This is a genomic window from Streptomyces sp. NPDC020192 (assembly GCF_044388685.1).
Taxonomy (GTDB): domain Bacteria; phylum Actinomycetota; class Actinomycetes; order Streptomycetales; family Streptomycetaceae; genus Streptomyces.
Window position 1 is genome coordinate 206,782 of record NZ_JBIRXG010000013.1, and the last position, 14,181, is coordinate 220,962.

Annotated in this window: 17 protein-coding genes and 3 tRNA genes; 14 read left to right on the top strand and 6 right to left on the bottom strand. The window is 71.7% G+C overall.

What is annotated here, in order from left to right; translation table 11 throughout:
• Positions 1 to 52 precede the first annotated feature (52 nt).
• On the bottom strand, positions 53 to 541 hold the full coding sequence (locus tag ACH47Z_RS25445) for a YajQ family cyclic di-GMP-binding protein (protein ID WP_399077415.1): 489 nt from the start codon (positions 539 to 541) through the stop codon (positions 53 to 55).
• Between the two features lie 225 nt (positions 542 to 766).
• Here ACH47Z_RS25445 and ACH47Z_RS25450 point away from each other — a divergent pair.
• The 3 genes from ACH47Z_RS25450 (at position 767) to ACH47Z_RS25460 (ending at position 1,500) form a co-directional block, all read left to right on the top strand.
• Positions 767 to 848 (top strand) — tRNA-Tyr (locus ACH47Z_RS25450).
• Between the two features lie 171 nt (positions 849 to 1,019).
• The gene (locus ACH47Z_RS25455; RefSeq protein WP_399077417.1) at positions 1,020 to 1,244 is read left to right on the top strand and encodes a hypothetical protein; all 225 of its coding nucleotides are present in this window, start codon (positions 1,020 to 1,022) and stop codon (positions 1,242 to 1,244) included.
• A gap of 43 nt (positions 1,245 to 1,287) precedes the next feature.
• Positions 1,288 to 1,500, top strand: a complete 213-nt coding sequence (locus tag ACH47Z_RS25460) for a hypothetical protein (protein WP_399077419.1) — start codon at positions 1,288 to 1,290, stop codon at positions 1,498 to 1,500.
• Positions 1,501 to 1,596: 96 nt separating this feature from the next.
• Here the strand turns inward: ACH47Z_RS25460 and ACH47Z_RS25465 are convergent, their stop codons facing one another.
• Together ACH47Z_RS25465 and ACH47Z_RS25470 are read right to left on the bottom strand one after the other, a co-directional pair.
• The gene (locus ACH47Z_RS25465; RefSeq protein ID WP_399077421.1) at positions 1,597 to 2,253 is read right to left on the bottom strand and encodes an SDR family oxidoreductase; all 657 of its coding nucleotides are present in this window, start codon (positions 2,251 to 2,253) and stop codon (positions 1,597 to 1,599) included.
• Between the two features lie 281 nt (positions 2,254 to 2,534).
• On the bottom strand, positions 2,535 to 3,800 hold the full coding sequence (locus ACH47Z_RS25470; RefSeq protein WP_399077423.1) for an amidohydrolase family protein: 1,266 nt from the start codon (positions 3,798 to 3,800) through the stop codon (positions 2,535 to 2,537).
• 509 nt (positions 3,801 to 4,309) lie between these two features.
• On the opposite strand from ACH47Z_RS25470, the gene ACH47Z_RS25475 reads away from it, so the two are divergent.
• The 9 genes from ACH47Z_RS25475 to ACH47Z_RS25515 all read left to right on the top strand — a co-directional run bounded on the left by ACH47Z_RS25475 (position 4,310) and on the right by ACH47Z_RS25515 (position 9,615).
• A tRNA-Thr gene (locus tag ACH47Z_RS25475) sits at positions 4,310 to 4,382 on the top strand.
• A gap of 46 nt (positions 4,383 to 4,428) precedes the next feature.
• A tRNA-Met gene (locus tag ACH47Z_RS25480) sits at positions 4,429 to 4,501 on the top strand.
• 90 nt (positions 4,502 to 4,591) lie between these two features.
• Positions 4,592 to 4,756, top strand: a complete 165-nt coding sequence (gene rpmG / locus ACH47Z_RS25485) for a 50S ribosomal protein L33 (RefSeq protein WP_003948671.1) — start codon at positions 4,592 to 4,594, stop codon at positions 4,754 to 4,756.
• Positions 4,757 to 4,869: 113 nt separating this feature from the next.
• Positions 4,870 to 5,322 (top strand): MaoC family dehydratase N-terminal domain-containing protein, encoded by a 453-nt coding sequence (locus tag ACH47Z_RS25490; RefSeq protein ID WP_399077425.1) that lies wholly within the window; start codon positions 4,870 to 4,872, stop codon positions 5,320 to 5,322.
• Positions 5,323 to 5,329: 7 nt separating this feature from the next.
• Positions 5,330 to 5,758, top strand: coding sequence for a MaoC family dehydratase (locus tag ACH47Z_RS25495; RefSeq protein WP_399077427.1), 429 nt, complete (start codon positions 5,330 to 5,332; stop codon positions 5,756 to 5,758).
• 112 nt (positions 5,759 to 5,870) lie between these two features.
• Positions 5,871 to 6,440 (top strand): TetR/AcrR family transcriptional regulator, encoded by a 570-nt coding sequence (locus ACH47Z_RS25500; protein ID WP_399077429.1) that lies wholly within the window; start codon positions 5,871 to 5,873, stop codon positions 6,438 to 6,440.
• An 85-nt stretch (positions 6,441 to 6,525) separates the two neighbouring features.
• Positions 6,526 to 8,031, top strand: coding sequence for an MFS transporter (locus tag ACH47Z_RS25505; RefSeq protein WP_399077431.1), 1,506 nt, complete (start codon positions 6,526 to 6,528; stop codon positions 8,029 to 8,031).
• A 38-nt stretch (positions 8,032 to 8,069) separates the two neighbouring features.
• Positions 8,070 to 8,303, top strand: coding sequence for a hypothetical protein (locus ACH47Z_RS25510; RefSeq protein ID WP_399077433.1), 234 nt, complete (start codon positions 8,070 to 8,072; stop codon positions 8,301 to 8,303).
• A 256-nt stretch (positions 8,304 to 8,559) separates the two neighbouring features.
• Positions 8,560 to 9,615: a UDP-N-acetylmuramate dehydrogenase gene (locus ACH47Z_RS25515; RefSeq protein WP_399077435.1), complete on the top strand. Its 1,056-nt coding sequence runs from the start codon at positions 8,560 to 8,562 to the stop codon at positions 9,613 to 9,615.
• Between the two features lie 31 nt (positions 9,616 to 9,646).
• On the opposite strand, the gene ACH47Z_RS25520 is transcribed toward ACH47Z_RS25515, so the two are convergent.
• Positions 9,647 to 10,279 (bottom strand): NAD(P)-dependent oxidoreductase, encoded by a 633-nt coding sequence (locus ACH47Z_RS25520; protein WP_399077437.1) that lies wholly within the window; start codon positions 10,277 to 10,279, stop codon positions 9,647 to 9,649.
• A gap of 102 nt (positions 10,280 to 10,381) precedes the next feature.
• On the opposite strand from ACH47Z_RS25520, the gene ACH47Z_RS25525 reads away from it, so the two are divergent.
• Entirely contained in the window at positions 10,382 to 11,005 is a 624-nt protein-coding gene (locus ACH47Z_RS25525) for a TetR/AcrR family transcriptional regulator (RefSeq protein ID WP_399077439.1), read from the top strand.
• A gap of 18 nt (positions 11,006 to 11,023) precedes the next feature.
• Complete coding sequence (locus ACH47Z_RS25530; RefSeq protein WP_399077441.1) at positions 11,024 to 11,740, top strand: hypothetical protein; 717 nt, start codon at positions 11,024 to 11,026, stop codon at positions 11,738 to 11,740.
• Here ACH47Z_RS25530 and ACH47Z_RS25535 read toward each other — a convergent pair.
• Both ACH47Z_RS25535 and ACH47Z_RS25540 read right to left on the bottom strand, forming a co-directional pair.
• Positions 11,676 to 12,725, bottom strand: a complete 1,050-nt coding sequence (locus ACH47Z_RS25535; RefSeq protein WP_399077443.1) for an adenosine deaminase — start codon at positions 12,723 to 12,725, stop codon at positions 11,676 to 11,678. The genes ACH47Z_RS25530 and ACH47Z_RS25535 overlap by 65 nt on opposite strands.
• 135 nt (positions 12,726 to 12,860) lie before the next feature.
• Positions 12,861 to 14,087 (bottom strand): pyridoxal phosphate-dependent aminotransferase, encoded by a 1,227-nt coding sequence (locus ACH47Z_RS25540; protein WP_399077445.1) that lies wholly within the window; start codon positions 14,085 to 14,087, stop codon positions 12,861 to 12,863.
• Positions 14,088 to 14,181: the final 94 nt, after the last annotated feature.

Sequence of the window (14,181 nt, forward strand, 5' to 3'; positions counted from 1 at the left end):
GGTCGCCCGGCCTGCACCGGACGGCCCATCCTTCCGCGCTTCTGCCGGTCTCCTACCGGTAGTTCACGAACTGCAGCGCGAAGTCGAAGTCCTGGCCCTTCAGCAGCGAGATCACGGCCTGCAGGTCGTCGCGGCTCTTGGAGCTGACGCGCAGTTCGTCGCCCTGGACCTGGGCCTTCACGCCCTTCGGACCCTCGTCGCGGATGATCTTCGCCACCTTCTTCGCGTTCTCCTGGGAGATGCCCTCCTGGAGCGACGCGGAGATCTTGTACTCCTTGCCGGACAGTTGGGGCTCGTCCGCGTCCAGGGCCTTCAGCGAGATGCCGCGCTTGATCAGCTTGGACTGGAAGACGTCGAGGACAGCCTTCACCCGGTCCTCGGAGTTCGCCCGCATCTCGATCTTGTCACCGGACCACGCGATCGAGGCGCCCACGCCCTTGAAGTCGTAGCGCTGCGAGATCTCCTTGGCGGTCTGGTTGAGGGCGTTGTCGACCTCCTGCCGCTCGACCTTCGAGACGATGTCGAAACTGGAGTCGGCCATGTCCTGTGGCTCCTTGTATCGGGTGTGAATCGGGTGCGTGCCGGCGTGCGCGGCGGCGGCCGCCGGGCCCGGCATGACACCGGGCCGCATCCGCACCAGCCTAGCCACCCCGGGGGCCGACGGGTGGAGATCAATGGGGTGGCGAAGCACCCCTACGCATCGGGTATTGTTTACGTCGTTGCCAGGGAGCACCGCCGAAAGCGGGCTCGAATGGCAGCACTACCCGGCGGTGTGCCCGAGCGGCCAAAGGGAGCAGACTGTAAATCTGCCGGCTCAGCCTTCCCAGGTTCGAATCCTGGCGCCGCCACACGGGAAACGAGAGCCCGTGATCTGTGAGAACAGATCACGGGCTCTCGTCGTTTGTCCGCTGCCCAGACCGATCACCCTTCGCTAGAATCGAACGCGTGAACGATTGCTTGGGGATTCTGGAATGACCGGTCCGGGTGCGGGGCTCGGCGGAGCGGACGATGCTGGAGCCATGGCCGGGAAGCGACCCATCATCGTGCACCTGCCGTCCCCGACCGGTGGGCGTCGGGTCCGTGTGGACGGCGAGATCCTCGGTCTGGCGCACAGCGTGCGGGACCTGGTGGAGTTTCTGCGCCGCGCGGGGCTGGAGCTCGAGCCGGAGCAGGTGGCCGACTCGCCCCTGATCGACTGGCGCGGGGTGGGGCCCGACCGCTGGGAGGCCGAGACCCGCACCTGACGGCGCTGTCGCCCGCGTCTGTCCGCGGGGGCACACTGACGGCATGTCCTCCCGACGCAGAACCTGTCCTGTGTGCCGCCGCGACATCGCCGTCGTCGCGGGCCGTTTCGCGCGGCACGACCCACCCGGGGCGCGGGAGAACGGCGAGCTCGTCTCCTGCGCAGGATCGCGGCAACAGGCACAACTCGGGGCGGTCCAGCCGGCGTTGGACGGATACGCCGTACCGGAGTTTCCCGGACAGCTGCCCCTGTTCTGACGTGGTGAAGCCTGACGGGGCGACAGCGGGGGGTGGCCGCGCGGCTCGGTGGTGGGCGGGGGGTGGCTCCGACCGTTCAACGGCCGGCGGGCCGGCTCAGTTCCCGGCCACCGACTTCACCGCGACCGACACCGGCTGCGATCCGCTGATCAGTTCCAGCGTCAGGCCGGTCGTCGCCGGGGTGTCCACCAACTCCGCGAGTACGGCCGCCACGTCGTCCCGCGGGATCATTCCGCGCCCGGTGTGCGCCTCCAGGCGGACCTGGCCGGTGCCGGCGTCGTTCGTCAGCGAGCCGGGGCGCAGGATCGTCCAGTCCAGGGCCTCCTGGCGGGTCACGTACGCGTCCGCCTCGCCCTTGGCCCGCAGGTACACGTCGAAGACGTCGTTGCCCTGGTGCGCGGGATCCGCGCCCATCGAGGAGACGACCAGGAAACGGCGTACGCCCGCGCGTACCGCCGCGTCCGCGAACAGCACCGCCGCGCCCTTGTCCACCGTCTCCTTGCGGGCCGTGCCGCTGCCCGGGCCCGCGCCGGCCGCGAAGACCGCCGCGTCGGCGCCCTGCAGATGCGCCGCGACCTCTTCCACCGAGGCGGACTCCAGGTTCAGCAGGACCGGTTCGGCGCCGGCCGCTCGCAGATCGTCGCCCTGCTCCGGCGTGCGGATGATGCCCGCGACCTCTTCCCCGCGCGCGGAGAGCAGCCGCTCCAGCCGCAGCGCGATCTGACCATGACCACCAGCGATGACAATGCGCATGATTCCGACCGTACGCCCGAAGAGGCGCATCCGCCGCACGAGTTAACCGGCATGGCCGGAGCGCGCCGGGCTCGCGCCCATGGCCACGCGCCGGGCGTGCGCGACGAGTGCAGGGCGCGCGCTCGGGAGCATGCGCTCAGCGTGCGATCAGGGCGGCCCTGCGTCTCCCCGGTGCTTCACGCCTTCCCAGTGTTCCGCGCCGCTCTCAGCCCCCTCGCCCCCTCAGGACCCCTCCGCTCCCCCTCAGGACCCCTCCGCTCCCTCTCAGAGCCCCGCGCCCCTCACGACAGCTCGCCGCGCCCCTGCCGGGGCAGTCCCAGCTCCGCTGCCGCCGCCGAGTTGCAGTACTCCCGGACCGCGCTGGTACGGGCGACCACGCGCCCCCGGTGGACCACGATGCGGCTGTAGGCCAAGGAGAGGGCGCCGGGCAGGCGGTCGCCGCGTACGGCCAGCAGGTCGGCGGGGAAGCCCGCCTCCACGCGTACCTCCGGCAGGCCCAGGACCGCGCGGGCCGAGGCGCTCACGGTGTCGTAGGCGTCCTCCGGGCGCAGGCCGTGGGCGGAGGCGAGGAGATAGGCCGCCTCCAGGGGGTCGCCGCGGCCGACGGGGTTGGAGACGTCGCGCAGGGCGCCGCTGCCGGCCGCCACCCGTACCCCGGCCGAGCGCAGCAGCCGTACCGGAGGTGTGCCCCGGCGCTCGGCGGCGCAGCAACTGCCCTGGGGCAGGCACACCACCGTGACCCCGGCCGCCGCGAGCTGGTCGGCCGCGCGCGAGGCGGCGTCGGCGGGCAGGCGCCCGAGACCGGCGCACGGCCCGATCGTCACGCCGGGGCGCAGGCCCCCCGCCATGGCCGCGAGCCGGGACAACCGGGCCGGGTCGGCCGCGTCCGTGTGCAGGTCCACCGGGCAGCCGTGCTCGGAGGCCAGCTCCAGGACCGCCTCGACATAGCCCGCGGGATCGGGGTCCAGGTCCGGGCAGCCGCCCACCACGGAGGCGCCCATCTTCATCGCGTCATGCAGCATCGCGAGCCCGTCGGCCCCGGCCGTGCCGGTCAGCAGGCGTGGCGTGGCCACCGTCGTCAGCTCCGCGAGACCCCGCAGCGACCGCCGCGCCTGCAGGACGGCGCCCAGCGCGCCGAGTCCCTGGACGTCGCCCACGCGCACGTGCGCGCGTACCGCCGTCGCCCCGTGCCCGAGCTGCAGCAGGGCCGCCTCCGTCGCCCGGCGCTGGACGTCCTCGGGGGTGTACGACACCGGGCCGGAGTGCTCGGCGGACAGGGCTGTGTCGCCGTGGGCGTGCGGTTCGGCCGGGGCCGGCAGCAGCAGATAGCCGCTGAGGTCCACGCGCGTGGCGCTCGCACGGGCCGGGCCCGGCGCCAGGCTGCCTGCCGTGCCCACCGCCTCGATGCGCCCGCCGCTCAGCCGTACGTCCACGGTCCTGCCGTCGGCGAGCCGCGCCCCGCACAGCAGCAGGGCGGGCGGGTCGGACGGCCCGGAGGAGCCCGGGGAGTTCGACGGCGGATGGGGCTGCGGCTGGCTGTCGGGCATCGCGCTCCAGGGTCGGGGCCGGGGGCTCGGGGCGGGCCCGCGTGAGGGGGGCGGGGGCGCGGGGCCCCAAGATCACGCAGAGTGAGTCGAGCCTAGGGTGGCGAGCCGCGCGGGTCGCGCAGGAGCGCAATAGTCGTACCGGTGTGGTCCGCCCACGGCGGGGTGCGCGTCGCCCACCTGCGTGGCCTCGACGCCCCTTCCGACACCCACGCGCGCGTGCTCGCGCACGGCCATGCCTGGGTGCCCTGCCGACGCCACGCGCGCGTGCCCCGCCGCTCGCCGCAGGGCCCGAGTGCGACCCGAGTGCCCGAGACCGGAGTGCCCGACTCCGAGCGCGAGCCCAACCGGCAGCCCCTGCGTGAGACGCGGGATGGCGTCCCCGCCCGCCCTCCGCCCGGCCTCTCCTGCGTCTCAGGAGGCGGCTGCGCGGGCCGAGATGGGGGGTGTGACGGGCCGCCGGATACGGATTTGGGTGAACGGCGGCGGACCGTGTAATGTCTTCATCGCTCGCCCCAATAGCTCAGTCGGCAGAGCGTCTCCATGGTAAGGAGAAGGTCAACGGTTCGATTCCGTTTTGGGGCTCTGGTGTGAGAGGTTCCCGTCGAAAGACGGGGCCCGATCGCATCAAAGCGGTGTAGCTCAGTCGGTAGAGCAAGCGGCTCATAATCGCTGTGTCACCGGTTCAAGTCCGGTCACCGCTACTGACAGTAGCCGATTGCGGGGTCGGTCCTTCGATCGGCTACTCTTTTTTGCGTTGAATCAGTCCACCCGTTCGTCTTAGGAGCACTCACGTGGCTGCCACCGACGTCCGCCCGAAGATCACGCTGGCCTGCGTGGAGTGCAAGGAGCGGAACTACATCACCAAGAAGAACCGGCGTAACAACCCGGACCGTCTTGAGATGAAGAAGCACTGCCCGCGTTGCAACGCGCACACCGCGCACCGCGAGACGCGATAAACAGGCTCGTACCTGAGGCCGTCCCCTTTCGAGGGGGCGGCCTCATGGCGTTTCACCGGCTGGTCCACGGCTCGTTCGGGGCCATCACAGCAGACATCAGGAGGTGCCGGGCCATGGCGCTCGACCAGTCCTTCGTAGGACGGACCTACCCGCCCACCGCGCCCTACGAGGTGGGCCGGGAGAAGATCCGTGAGTTCGCCGAGGCGTTGGGAGAGGCCAACCCGGTGTACACGGACCCGGAGGCCGCGAAGGCGCTCGGGCATTCCGATGTGATCGCTCCGCCGACGTTCGTGTTCTCCATCACCTTCCGGGCCGCCGGCCAGGTCGTCGAGGACCCGCAGCTCGGCCTCGACTACAGCCGCGTGGTGCACGGCGACCAGAAGTTCGCCTACAGCCGCCCGGTGCGCGCCGGTGACCGGCTCACGGTCACCTCCACCATCGAGGCGATCAAGTCCCTCGCGGGCAACGACATCCTGGACATCCGCGGTGAGGTCCACGACGAGGCGGGCGGGCACGTCGTGACCGCCTGGACCAAGCTCGTGGCCCGCGCGGCCGAGGAGGCGTGAGGACCTGATGACGGCGAAGATCGCGTACGACGACGTCGAGGTCGGCACCGAGCTGCCGGCGCAGACCTTCCCCGTGACCCGTGCCACGCTCGTGCGCTACGCGGGTGCCTCCGGGGACTTCAACCCGATCCACTGGAACGAGAAGTTCGCCAAGGAGGTCGGCCTGCCGGACGTCATCGCGCACGGCATGTTCACCATGGCCGAGGCGATCCGCGTGGTCACCGACTGGACCGGGGACCCCGGCGCGGTGGTGGAGTACGGCGTGCGCTTCACCAAGCCCGTCGTCGTGCCGAACGACGACCAGGGTGCCCGGATCGAGGTCAGCGGCAAGGTGGCGGCCAAGCTGGACGACAACACCGTCCGCGTGGACCTCACGGCGACCAGCGGCGGCCAGAAGGTGCTGGGCATGTCCCGGGCGGTCGTACGACTGGCCTGACGGCTTCACCGGAACCGGATGTAAGGGGCGTCCTCCATGGCGAGGCGTCCCTTACGTGCATCTCGGGTCAGAGGGGCTTGCCAAGTTAGTGATTGAGTACTAACTTACTTGCATGCCCAGGATGAGTGCGGAAGAGCGGCGCGAGAGCGTCATTCGTGCGGCGATCGCGGAGTTCGCGCAGAAGGGCTACTACGGCACTTCGACGGAGGCGATCGCGAGCCGCGTGGGCGTTTCGCAGCCGTACCTCTTCCGGCTCTTCGCGGGCAAGAAGGCGATCTTCGCCGCCGCGTCGCTCCGCTGTGTGGAGGACACCTGTCGGGTCTTCGAGGAGGCAGCCGCGGGGCTGGAGGGCGAAGAGGCCCTGCACGCCATGGCGAACGCCTATGTGCGGCTGATCACGGAGCAGCCCGAGAGGCTGCAGATGCAGATGCAGACGTACATCACGGTCGCGGCGGCCGAGGCGGAGGGTGACCACGAGTTCGGTGAGGCCGTACGGGCCGGCTGGATGAAGCTCTGGGACACCGTTCACCTGCCGCTGGGGGCGGACGACGGCGAGACCACGACCTTCCTGGCGTACGGAATGCTCATCAACACCCTCACGGCCATGGGGTTTCCACCCCAGCACCGGGTCTGGCAGGGGATGTATCCGTCGGCCCGGATCACGGGCCGGCTGAACAAGTAGCGGAACGAGGCGGGCTGTCCTGCCTCTTTTCCTGCCCACGAAAGTTAGTCATCAATAACTAACTAGATTGCTCTCTGGGGGAGAGATGTCACAGCAGACCGCACCGAGCACAGGCCGCGGGGGCGCCGCCTGGGCCCTCGTCATCACCAGCGTCGCCGGATTCATGGCGGCCCTCGACAACCTCGTCGTCACCACCGCCCTGCCCTCCATCCGCAAGGACCTCGGCGGAGCGCTGGACGACCTCGAATGGACCGTGAGCGCCTACACGCTCACCTTCGCGGTCCTGCTGATGTTCGGCGCCGCGCTCGGCGACCGCTTCGGGCGCCGCCGGCTCTTCATCGCCGGACTCACCGTCTTCACCGGCGCCTCCGCCGCCGCGGCCATGGCACCCGGCATCGGCTCCCTGATCGCCGCCCGCGCGGTGCAGGGCGTCGGCGCGGCCGTGATGATGCCGCTCACGCTGACCTTGCTGACCGCGGCCGTGCCCGCCGCCAGGCGCGGGATGATGTACGGCATCTGGGGCGCCGTCAACGGCCTCGCCGTCGCCTCCGGACCGCTCATCGGCGGCAGCCTCACCGAGCATGTCTCCTGGCACTGGATCTTCTGGCTGAACGTGCCGCTCGGCCTCGCCGTGCTGCCGCTCGCCCGGCTGCGGCTCGCCGAGTCCTACGGCACCGGCGCCCCGCTCGACGTCCCCGGCACACTGCTCGCCAGCGGCGGGCTCTTCGGGATCGTCTACGGTCTGGTCCGCGGGCCCGCCGACGGCTGGAACGACACCGTGGTCCTCACCGCGCTGTCCGCCGGCGCCGCCCTGCTGGCCGGGTTCGTGATCTACAGCTCGCGCGCGGAGCACCCGATGCTCCCCATGCGGCTGTTCCGTTCCCGCGCCTTCTCCGGGATCAACGCGGCCAGTCTGCTGATGTTCGTCGGGATGTTCGGCTCGATCTTCCTGCTCAGCCAGTACATGCAGGGCGTGCTCGGCTACTCGCCCACCGAGGCGGGCCTCAGGATGCTGCCGTGGACCGGCATGCCGATGCTGGTCGCGCCGGTCGCCGGCATCCTCTCCGACCGCATGGGCGGCCGACCGGTCGTCGCCGCGGGCCTGTTCCTGCAGGCCGTCGGGCTCGGTTACATGGCCGTCGTGGCCACCGTGGACGCCTCCTACGCCGCCCAGTTGCCCGCCCTGATCGTCAGCGGGGTCGGCATGGCCCTGTACTTCGCCCCGGCCGCCAACCTCGTGATGTCCAGCGTCCGCCCGCAGGAGCAGGGCATCGCCTCCGGCGCGAACAACGCGCTGCGCGAGGTGGGCGGTGCGCTCGGCATCGCCGTGATGTCGTCGATCTTCTCCGCGCGGGGCGGCTACCAGAGCGCGCAGAGCTTCGTGGACGGCCTGCGGCCCGCCCTGGTCACCGGCTCGGCGGTGGTCGCCGCCGCCGCGCTGGCTGCCCTGGTGATCCCGGCCCGCCGCAGCGCGGGCCCGGCCGGCCCGGTCGGCGCGGGGGAGGAGCTGGCGTCCGGGCAGGTCATGGAGATCGGCTCCCCGGAAAACGCCTCGCCGGAAACCGGATCGCTGGAGACCTCCGCCCGCTGATCCGGCGTCTCGCCGAAACTCGCCGAACGGATCCCGTGATGCCCGTTCTTCCCTGGACCGTGCCGGCCGTCGTGCTGCGGGACGCCGAGGTGTACGTCTTCGCCTCCCGCTTCGAGACCCGCACCCTGTGGGGCGCGCTGCGCTTCCTCGCCCGTGCCGCCGCCGCCCGCGGCGCCCGCGTCACGCTGAAGGCCTTCGCGCACTCCGGCCCCCACCGGCCGACCTCCCGCGCCCTGGCCGCCCACATACGAGACGTCTTCTTCGCCACCTGACAGACCGCCGGCGACCGGTTGCCGCCGGGCTGGGTGGAGGCGGAACGGCGCCTGCGGACAGAGGCCGTCGGATGGCAGTACACCGCGAATCGCCGCACGCGCGCGTGGCCCTGGGGGCGGGGCCACGCGCGCGTGCGTCGGCCCGGGTGCCCCCGTGTGCCCGGACGAGCGACGCGGCGTGGCCGCGGTGGGCGTGGGTCGGGAAGCCGCCCGTGTGTGTGCGGGGCTGTCGTAGGTGTCTCGTAGTCTTGGGCCCGTGCAGGTACTCCACGACGCCCCCCTCGCCCCGCTGACCACGTTCCGGCTGGGCGGTCCCGCGACACGGCTGGTCACCGCCGTGACCGACGCCGAGGTGATCGACGCCGTCCGCGAGGCCGACGACAGCGGGACCCCGCTGCTGGTCATCGGCGGCGGATCGAACCTGGTCATCGGCGACAAGGGCTTCGACGGCACCGCCGTACGCATCGCCACGCGCGGTGTGGAGCTGCGCGGTACGACGCTGGAGCTGGCCGCCGGTGAGGTGTGGACGGACGCCGTGGCCCGCACGGTCGAGGCCGGACTCGCCGGGGTCGAGTGCCTCGCGGGTATCCCGGGCTCCGCGGGCGCCACGCCGATCCAGAACGTGGGTGCCTACGGTCAGGAGGTCTCCTCCACCATCACCGAGGTGATCGCCTACGACCGGCGCGCCGGTGAGACAGTCACGCTGACGAACGAGGAGTGCGCCTTCTCGTACCGCCACAGCCGCTTCAAGGCCGACCCCGCGCGCTATGTCGTGCTGCGTGTCCGCTTCGGATTGGAGGACGCGGGCGGGCTGTCGGCGCCGATCAAGTACGCCGAGGCCGCCCGCGCGCTCGGTGTCGAACCCGGCGACCGGGTGCCGCTGGCCGACGCCCGCGAGACCGTGCTGAAGCTGCGCGCCGGCAAGGGCATGGTCCTCGACCCGGAGGACCACGACACCTGGTCGGCCGGGTCCTTCTTCACCAACCCGATCCTCACCGACGAGCAGTTCACCGCGTTCCACGCGCGCGTGCGGGAGCGGCTGGGGGAGGGCGTCGAGCCGCCCGCGTACCCGGCGGGTGCGGGCCGTACGAAGACCTCGGCGGCCTGGCTGATCGACAAGGCGGGCTTCACCAAGGGCTACGGCACCGGGCCCGCCCGCATCTCCACCAAGCACACCCTCGCCCTCACCAACCGGGGCGACGCCACCACCGAGGACCTGCTGGCGCTGGCCCGCGAGGTCGTCGCCGGTGTCCGCGAGGCCTTCGGGATCACGCTGGTCAACGAGCCCGTCACGGTGGGCGTCAGTCTCTAGGCACAGCGGCCCGAAAAGCCGCTGAAAGCCACTAATACGCCACCCCCACCCCCTGCTTCACCGTCCCCTCGTCGTCGATCATCGACAGCATCGCGTGGGCGACGTCCGCGCGGGCGATGAAACGGCCCTTGCGCGGGAAGCCGCCGATGACCGTGCGGTAGTGGCCGGTGAGCGGCTTGTCCTGGAGGCGCGGGGGGCGTACGGAGGTCCAGTCCGTGCCGCTGCGGGCCAGTTCGGCCTCCATCTCGCTCAGGTCGGCGTAGACGTCCTTCAGGACGGCCTCCACGATGCCGCGTACGGTGCGGTCCAGGGGGCCGTCGCCCTCGGGTGCCGGGCCGACCGGGCCGGCGCTGACCACCAGCAGCCGTCGTACGCCCTCGGCCTCCATGGCGCGCAGGACCGTGCGGGTCAGGCGGGTGGCGACCCCGGCGTCCTTGCGGCTGCGCGCGCCCAGGCCGGACAGGACGGCGTCCCGGCCCGCGACGGCGGCCCGCAGCGGCTCCGGGTCGGTCAGGTCGGCGCGGACGACCTGGAGGCGGTCGCCGGTGATGTCGAGCCCGGCCGGGTCCCGTACGACGGCCGTGACCGCGTGACCCGCGCCGAGAGCCTGGCCGACCAGTTCCCGCCCGATTCCTCCGGTGGCGCCGAAAACCGTGAGCTTCATGGTGTCTCCCGTACTCCGCCGAGGTGGGTGAGTATTTACTCACCCTGTCTCCCCTAGAGTGGGTAAGCACTCACCCACTCGTCAAGCCCGATTGGACGTCCCATGGAGCCGAAGCCGGCGCGTGTCCGCATCCTCGACGCCGCCCACGAGCTGATGCTCACCGTCGGACTCGCCCGTGCCACCACCAAGGAGATCGCGCGCGCGGCCGGCTGCTCGGAAGCGGCTCTCTACAAGTACTTCGACAGCAAGGAGGAGCTGTTCGTCCGGGTGCTCGCCGAGCGGCTGCCCCGCCTCGGCCCGCTGCTCGGCAGCCTCGCCGCCGAACCGGGACAGGGCACCCTGGAGGACAACCTCACCGAGATCGCCCGCCAGGCCGCCCTCTTCTACGAGCAGAGCTTCCCGATCGCCGCCTCCCTGTACGCCGAGACACAGCTCAAGGAACGCCACTTCGAGGCCCTGCGCGAGCTCGGCTCCGGCCCGCACCGGCCGATCAAGGACCTGGACGCCTACCTCCGCGCGGAACAGGCCGCCGGCCGCGTCCGCTCCGACGCCGACACCTTCGCGGCCGCCTCCCTGCTGCTGGGCGCCTGTGCGCAGCGCGCGTTCGCCTACGACGCGACCGGCCCGGGGGAGCGGCCGCCGGTCGACGCGTTCGCCGCGCGGCTCGCCAGGACGCTGCTGGGCGGAATCTCCGTTGCCGAGGAGCCGTCACAGCCGCGACCCTGAGGCCATGAGGCGGCGCACATGCGGCTGAGGCTGCGCGAGTTCAGATTCCGGACGGGCCCCTACGAGTACCGGGTCGTCCAGCCCTGGCGGCCCCTGCGCCACACCTCGCTGCGCGCCCCCGACCCCATCGGGTGGCTGCTCGGCGACCACGACGGGCTGAACCGGCTCGCCGGACTGTTCTCCTTCGCCGCGCACTCCCGGCACACGATCGTGCATCTGCCGCTGCGCGACGGCGTACCGCCCGACGAGGGCGTCGGCGACACCGTCGACCTCGTCCTCGCCCACCACACCCTCGGCCTGCGCCCCAGCCAGTGGCCCGACCTGCGCGGGAGGCTGCGGCACGGCACCCCGCTGACGGTCCGCACCGACGAGGCGCGCACCGCGCGGGCCGCTGCCGCCTGGCACGCACGCGTGGGCCGCACCGGCTTCCGGGACGTGCTGCGGCACGCCACGCACGCGCGTACGTTCTTTCTCTTCGGCAGCCGGGACGTGTTCGCCGAGACGGCCGGCTGGTTCGCCCACGCGGCCGGCCACGGGCCGTACCAGAAGGGCGTCGCCAAGGGGCGTATGACGATGATGGGGGAGATCCCGGCGCTGGTACAGCCGCCCGGCGGCGGGCACCCCCTCGACGTGCTGATCTGCTTCAAGCCCTATCCGCCGTACGCCCACTTCAGACGGCCGGGCGAGCCTCTCGGGAGAGCCACTCGTCCACGCCGGCCAACAGCCGCGCCCTGACGTCCTCCGGCGCGGCCGAACCCCGCACGGACTGGCGGGCCAGCTCGGCGAGTTCGGCGTCCGAGAAGCCGTGATAGTGCCGGGCGATCTCGTACTGGGCGGCCAGCCGGGAACCGAACAGCAGCGGGTCGTCGGCGCCGAGGGCCATCGGGACGCCCGCCTCGAAGAACGTGCGCAGCGGGACGTCCTCCGGCTTCTCGTACACGCCGAGCGCCACGTTCGACGCCGGGCACACCTCGCAGGTCACCTGCCGGTCCGCCAGCCGCTTCAGCAGCCGCGGGTCCTCCGCCGCGCGCACCCCGTGCCCGATCCGGGAGGCGTGCAGGTCGTCCAGACAGTCCCGCACCGAGGCCGGGCCGGTCAGCTCGCCGCCGTGCGGGGCCGACAGCAGGCCGCCCTCGCGCGCGATGTGGAAGGCCCGGTCGAAGTCCCGCGCCATGCCCCGCCGCTCGTCGTTGGACAGCCCGAAGCCGACCACGCCCCGGTCCGCGTACCGCACCGCCAGCCGGGCCAGCGTGCGCGCGTCCAGCGGGTGCTTCATGCGGTTGGCGGCGACCAGGACGCGCATGCCGAGCCCGGTCTCCCGGGAGGTCGTCTCCACCGCGTCCAGGATGATCTCCAGCGCCGGGAGCAGCCCGCCCAGCCGGGGCGCGTACGACGTCGGGTCGACCTGGATCTCCAGCCAGCCCGAGCCGTCCTTGAGGTCCTCCTCGGCGGCCTCCCGGACCAGGCGCCGGATGTCCTCCGGTTCGCGCAGGCAGGAGCGCGCCGCGTCGTACAGCCGCTGGAAGCGGAACCAGCCCCGCTCGTCGGTGGCCCGCAGCTTCGGTGGCTCGCCGCTGGTCAGCGCTTCCGTCAGGGCGTCGGGCAGCCGTACGCCGTACTTGTCGGCCAGTTCCAGCACGGTGGCCGGTCGCATCGAGCCGGTGAAGTGCAGGTGCAGGTGGGCTTTCGGCAGTTCAGAGAGATCACGTACACGCTCCATCCCAGGATCCTGCCGTACGTCCCCGAATTCCCGGTAGCCGTTTCCCTGAACGTGGTCTTGCTCGCACGAATGAACGAGGGGCACCTACCGGCATGGGTAGGTGCCCCTCGTCCAAAAACGGACTGCTCGGACCGGTCAGTCGCGGGCTTCCGCCAGCAGCTTCTGCATCCGGCTCACGCCCTCGACGAGGTCCTCGTCACCGAGGGCGTACGACAGCCGCAGGTAGCCCGGCGTGCCGAAGGCCTCGCCCGGGACGACCGCGACCTCGGCCTCCTCCAGGATCAGCGCGGCCAGCTCGACCGTGTCCTGCGGGCGCTTGCCGCGGATCTCCTTGCCGATGAGGGCCTTGACCGAGGGGTAGGCGTAGAAGGCGCCCTCGGGCTCCGGGCAGAGCACGCCGTCGATCTCGTTGAGCATCCGCACGATGGTCTTGCGCCGCCGGTCGAAGGCCTCGCGCATCTTCTCGACGGCGGACAGGTCACCGGAGACGGCGGCCAGGGCGGCCACCTGGGCCACGTTGGAGACGTTCGAGGTGGCGTGCGACTGCAGGTTCGTCGCGGCCTTGACGACGTCCTTCGGGCCGATGACCCAGCCCACGCGCCAGCCGGTCATGGCGTACGTCTTCGCCACACCGTTGACCACGACGCACTTGTCGCGCAGCTCGGGCAGGAGCGCCGGCAGGGACACCGCGGCCGCGTCGCCGTACACCAGGTGCTCGTAGATCTCGTCGGTCAGCACCCACAGGCCGTGCTCCAGCGCCCAGCGGCCGATCGCCTCGGTCTCGGCCTCGGAGTACACCGCGCCGGTCGGGTTGGAGGGGGAGACGAAGAGGACGACCTTGGTCTGCTCCGTGCGCGCCGCCTCCAGCTGCTCCACGGTGACGCGGTAGCCGGTGGTCTCGTCGGCCACGACCTCCACCGGGACACCGCCCGCGAGGCGGATCGACTCGGGGTACGTCGTCCAGTACGGCGCAGGGACGATGACCTCGTCGCCCGGGTCGAGGATCGCGGCGAACGCCTCGTAGATGGCCTGCTTGCCGCCGTTGGTGACGAGGATCTGCGAGACGTCGGGCTCCCAGCCGGAGTCGCGCAGCGTCTTCGCGGCGATCGCGGCCTTCAGCTCGGGCAGGCCGCCGGCCGGGGTGTAGCGGTGGTACTTGGGGTTCTTGCAGGCCTCGACGGCCGCCTCGACGATGTAGTCCGGGGTCGGGAAGTCGGGCTCGCCGGCGCCGAAGCCGATCACCGGACGCCCGGCGGCCTTCAGGGCCTTGGCCTTGGCGTCCACGGCGAGGGTGGCGGACTCGGAGATCGCGCCGACTCGGGCGGAGACCCGGCGCTCGGTGGGAGGGGTTGCAGCGCTCATGCGGCCCATCGTTCCAGACCGGAAATGTCCCCGGCACACGGGTTTCACAGACTGAACAACCAGGGGTCGCGACATGAACACGGGTCCGAATCCG

What these genes read in the sequence shown, in the direction of transcription:
- ACH47Z_RS25445 (WP_399077415.1), bottom strand. Translation starts at nt 541, where the DNA reads ATGGCCGACTCCAGTTTCGACATCGTCTCGAAGGTCGAGCGGCAGGAG.
- ACH47Z_RS25455 (WP_399077417.1), top strand. Translation starts at nt 1,020, where the DNA reads ATGGCCGGGAAGCGACCCATCATCGTGCACCTGCCGTCCCCGACCGGT.
- ACH47Z_RS25460 (WP_399077419.1), top strand. Translation starts at nt 1,288, where the DNA reads ATGTCCTCCCGACGCAGAACCTGTCCTGTGTGCCGCCGCGACATCGCC.
- ACH47Z_RS25465 (WP_399077421.1), bottom strand. Translation starts at nt 2,253, where the DNA reads ATGCGCATTGTCATCGCTGGTGGTCATGGTCAGATCGCGCTGCGGCTG.
- ACH47Z_RS25470 (WP_399077423.1), bottom strand. Translation starts at nt 3,800, where the DNA reads ATGCCCGACAGCCAGCCGCAGCCCCATCCGCCGTCGAACTCCCCGGGC.
- ACH47Z_RS25490 (WP_399077425.1), top strand. Translation starts at nt 4,870, where the DNA reads ATGGCGCTCGACCAGTCCTTCGTAGGACGGACCTACCCGCCCACCGCG.
- ACH47Z_RS25495 (WP_399077427.1), top strand. Translation starts at nt 5,330, where the DNA reads ATGACGGCGAAGATCGCGTACGACGACGTCGAGGTCGGCACCGAGCTG.
- ACH47Z_RS25500 (WP_399077429.1), top strand. Translation starts at nt 5,871, where the DNA reads ATGCCCAGGATGAGTGCGGAAGAGCGGCGCGAGAGCGTCATTCGTGCG.
- ACH47Z_RS25505 (WP_399077431.1), top strand. Translation starts at nt 6,526, where the DNA reads ATGTCACAGCAGACCGCACCGAGCACAGGCCGCGGGGGCGCCGCCTGG.
- ACH47Z_RS25510 (WP_399077433.1), top strand. Translation starts at nt 8,070, where the DNA reads ATGCCCGTTCTTCCCTGGACCGTGCCGGCCGTCGTGCTGCGGGACGCC.
- ACH47Z_RS25520 (WP_399077437.1), bottom strand. Translation starts at nt 10,279, where the DNA reads ATGAAGCTCACGGTTTTCGGCGCCACCGGAGGAATCGGGCGGGAACTG.
- ACH47Z_RS25525 (WP_399077439.1), top strand. Translation starts at nt 10,382, where the DNA reads ATGGAGCCGAAGCCGGCGCGTGTCCGCATCCTCGACGCCGCCCACGAG.
- ACH47Z_RS25530 (WP_399077441.1), top strand. Translation starts at nt 11,024, where the DNA reads ATGCGGCTGAGGCTGCGCGAGTTCAGATTCCGGACGGGCCCCTACGAG.
- ACH47Z_RS25535 (WP_399077443.1), bottom strand. Translation starts at nt 12,725, where the DNA reads ATGGAGCGTGTACGTGATCTCTCTGAACTGCCGAAAGCCCACCTGCAC.
- ACH47Z_RS25540 (WP_399077445.1), bottom strand. Translation starts at nt 14,087, where the DNA reads ATGAGCGCTGCAACCCCTCCCACCGAGCGCCGGGTCTCCGCCCGAGTC.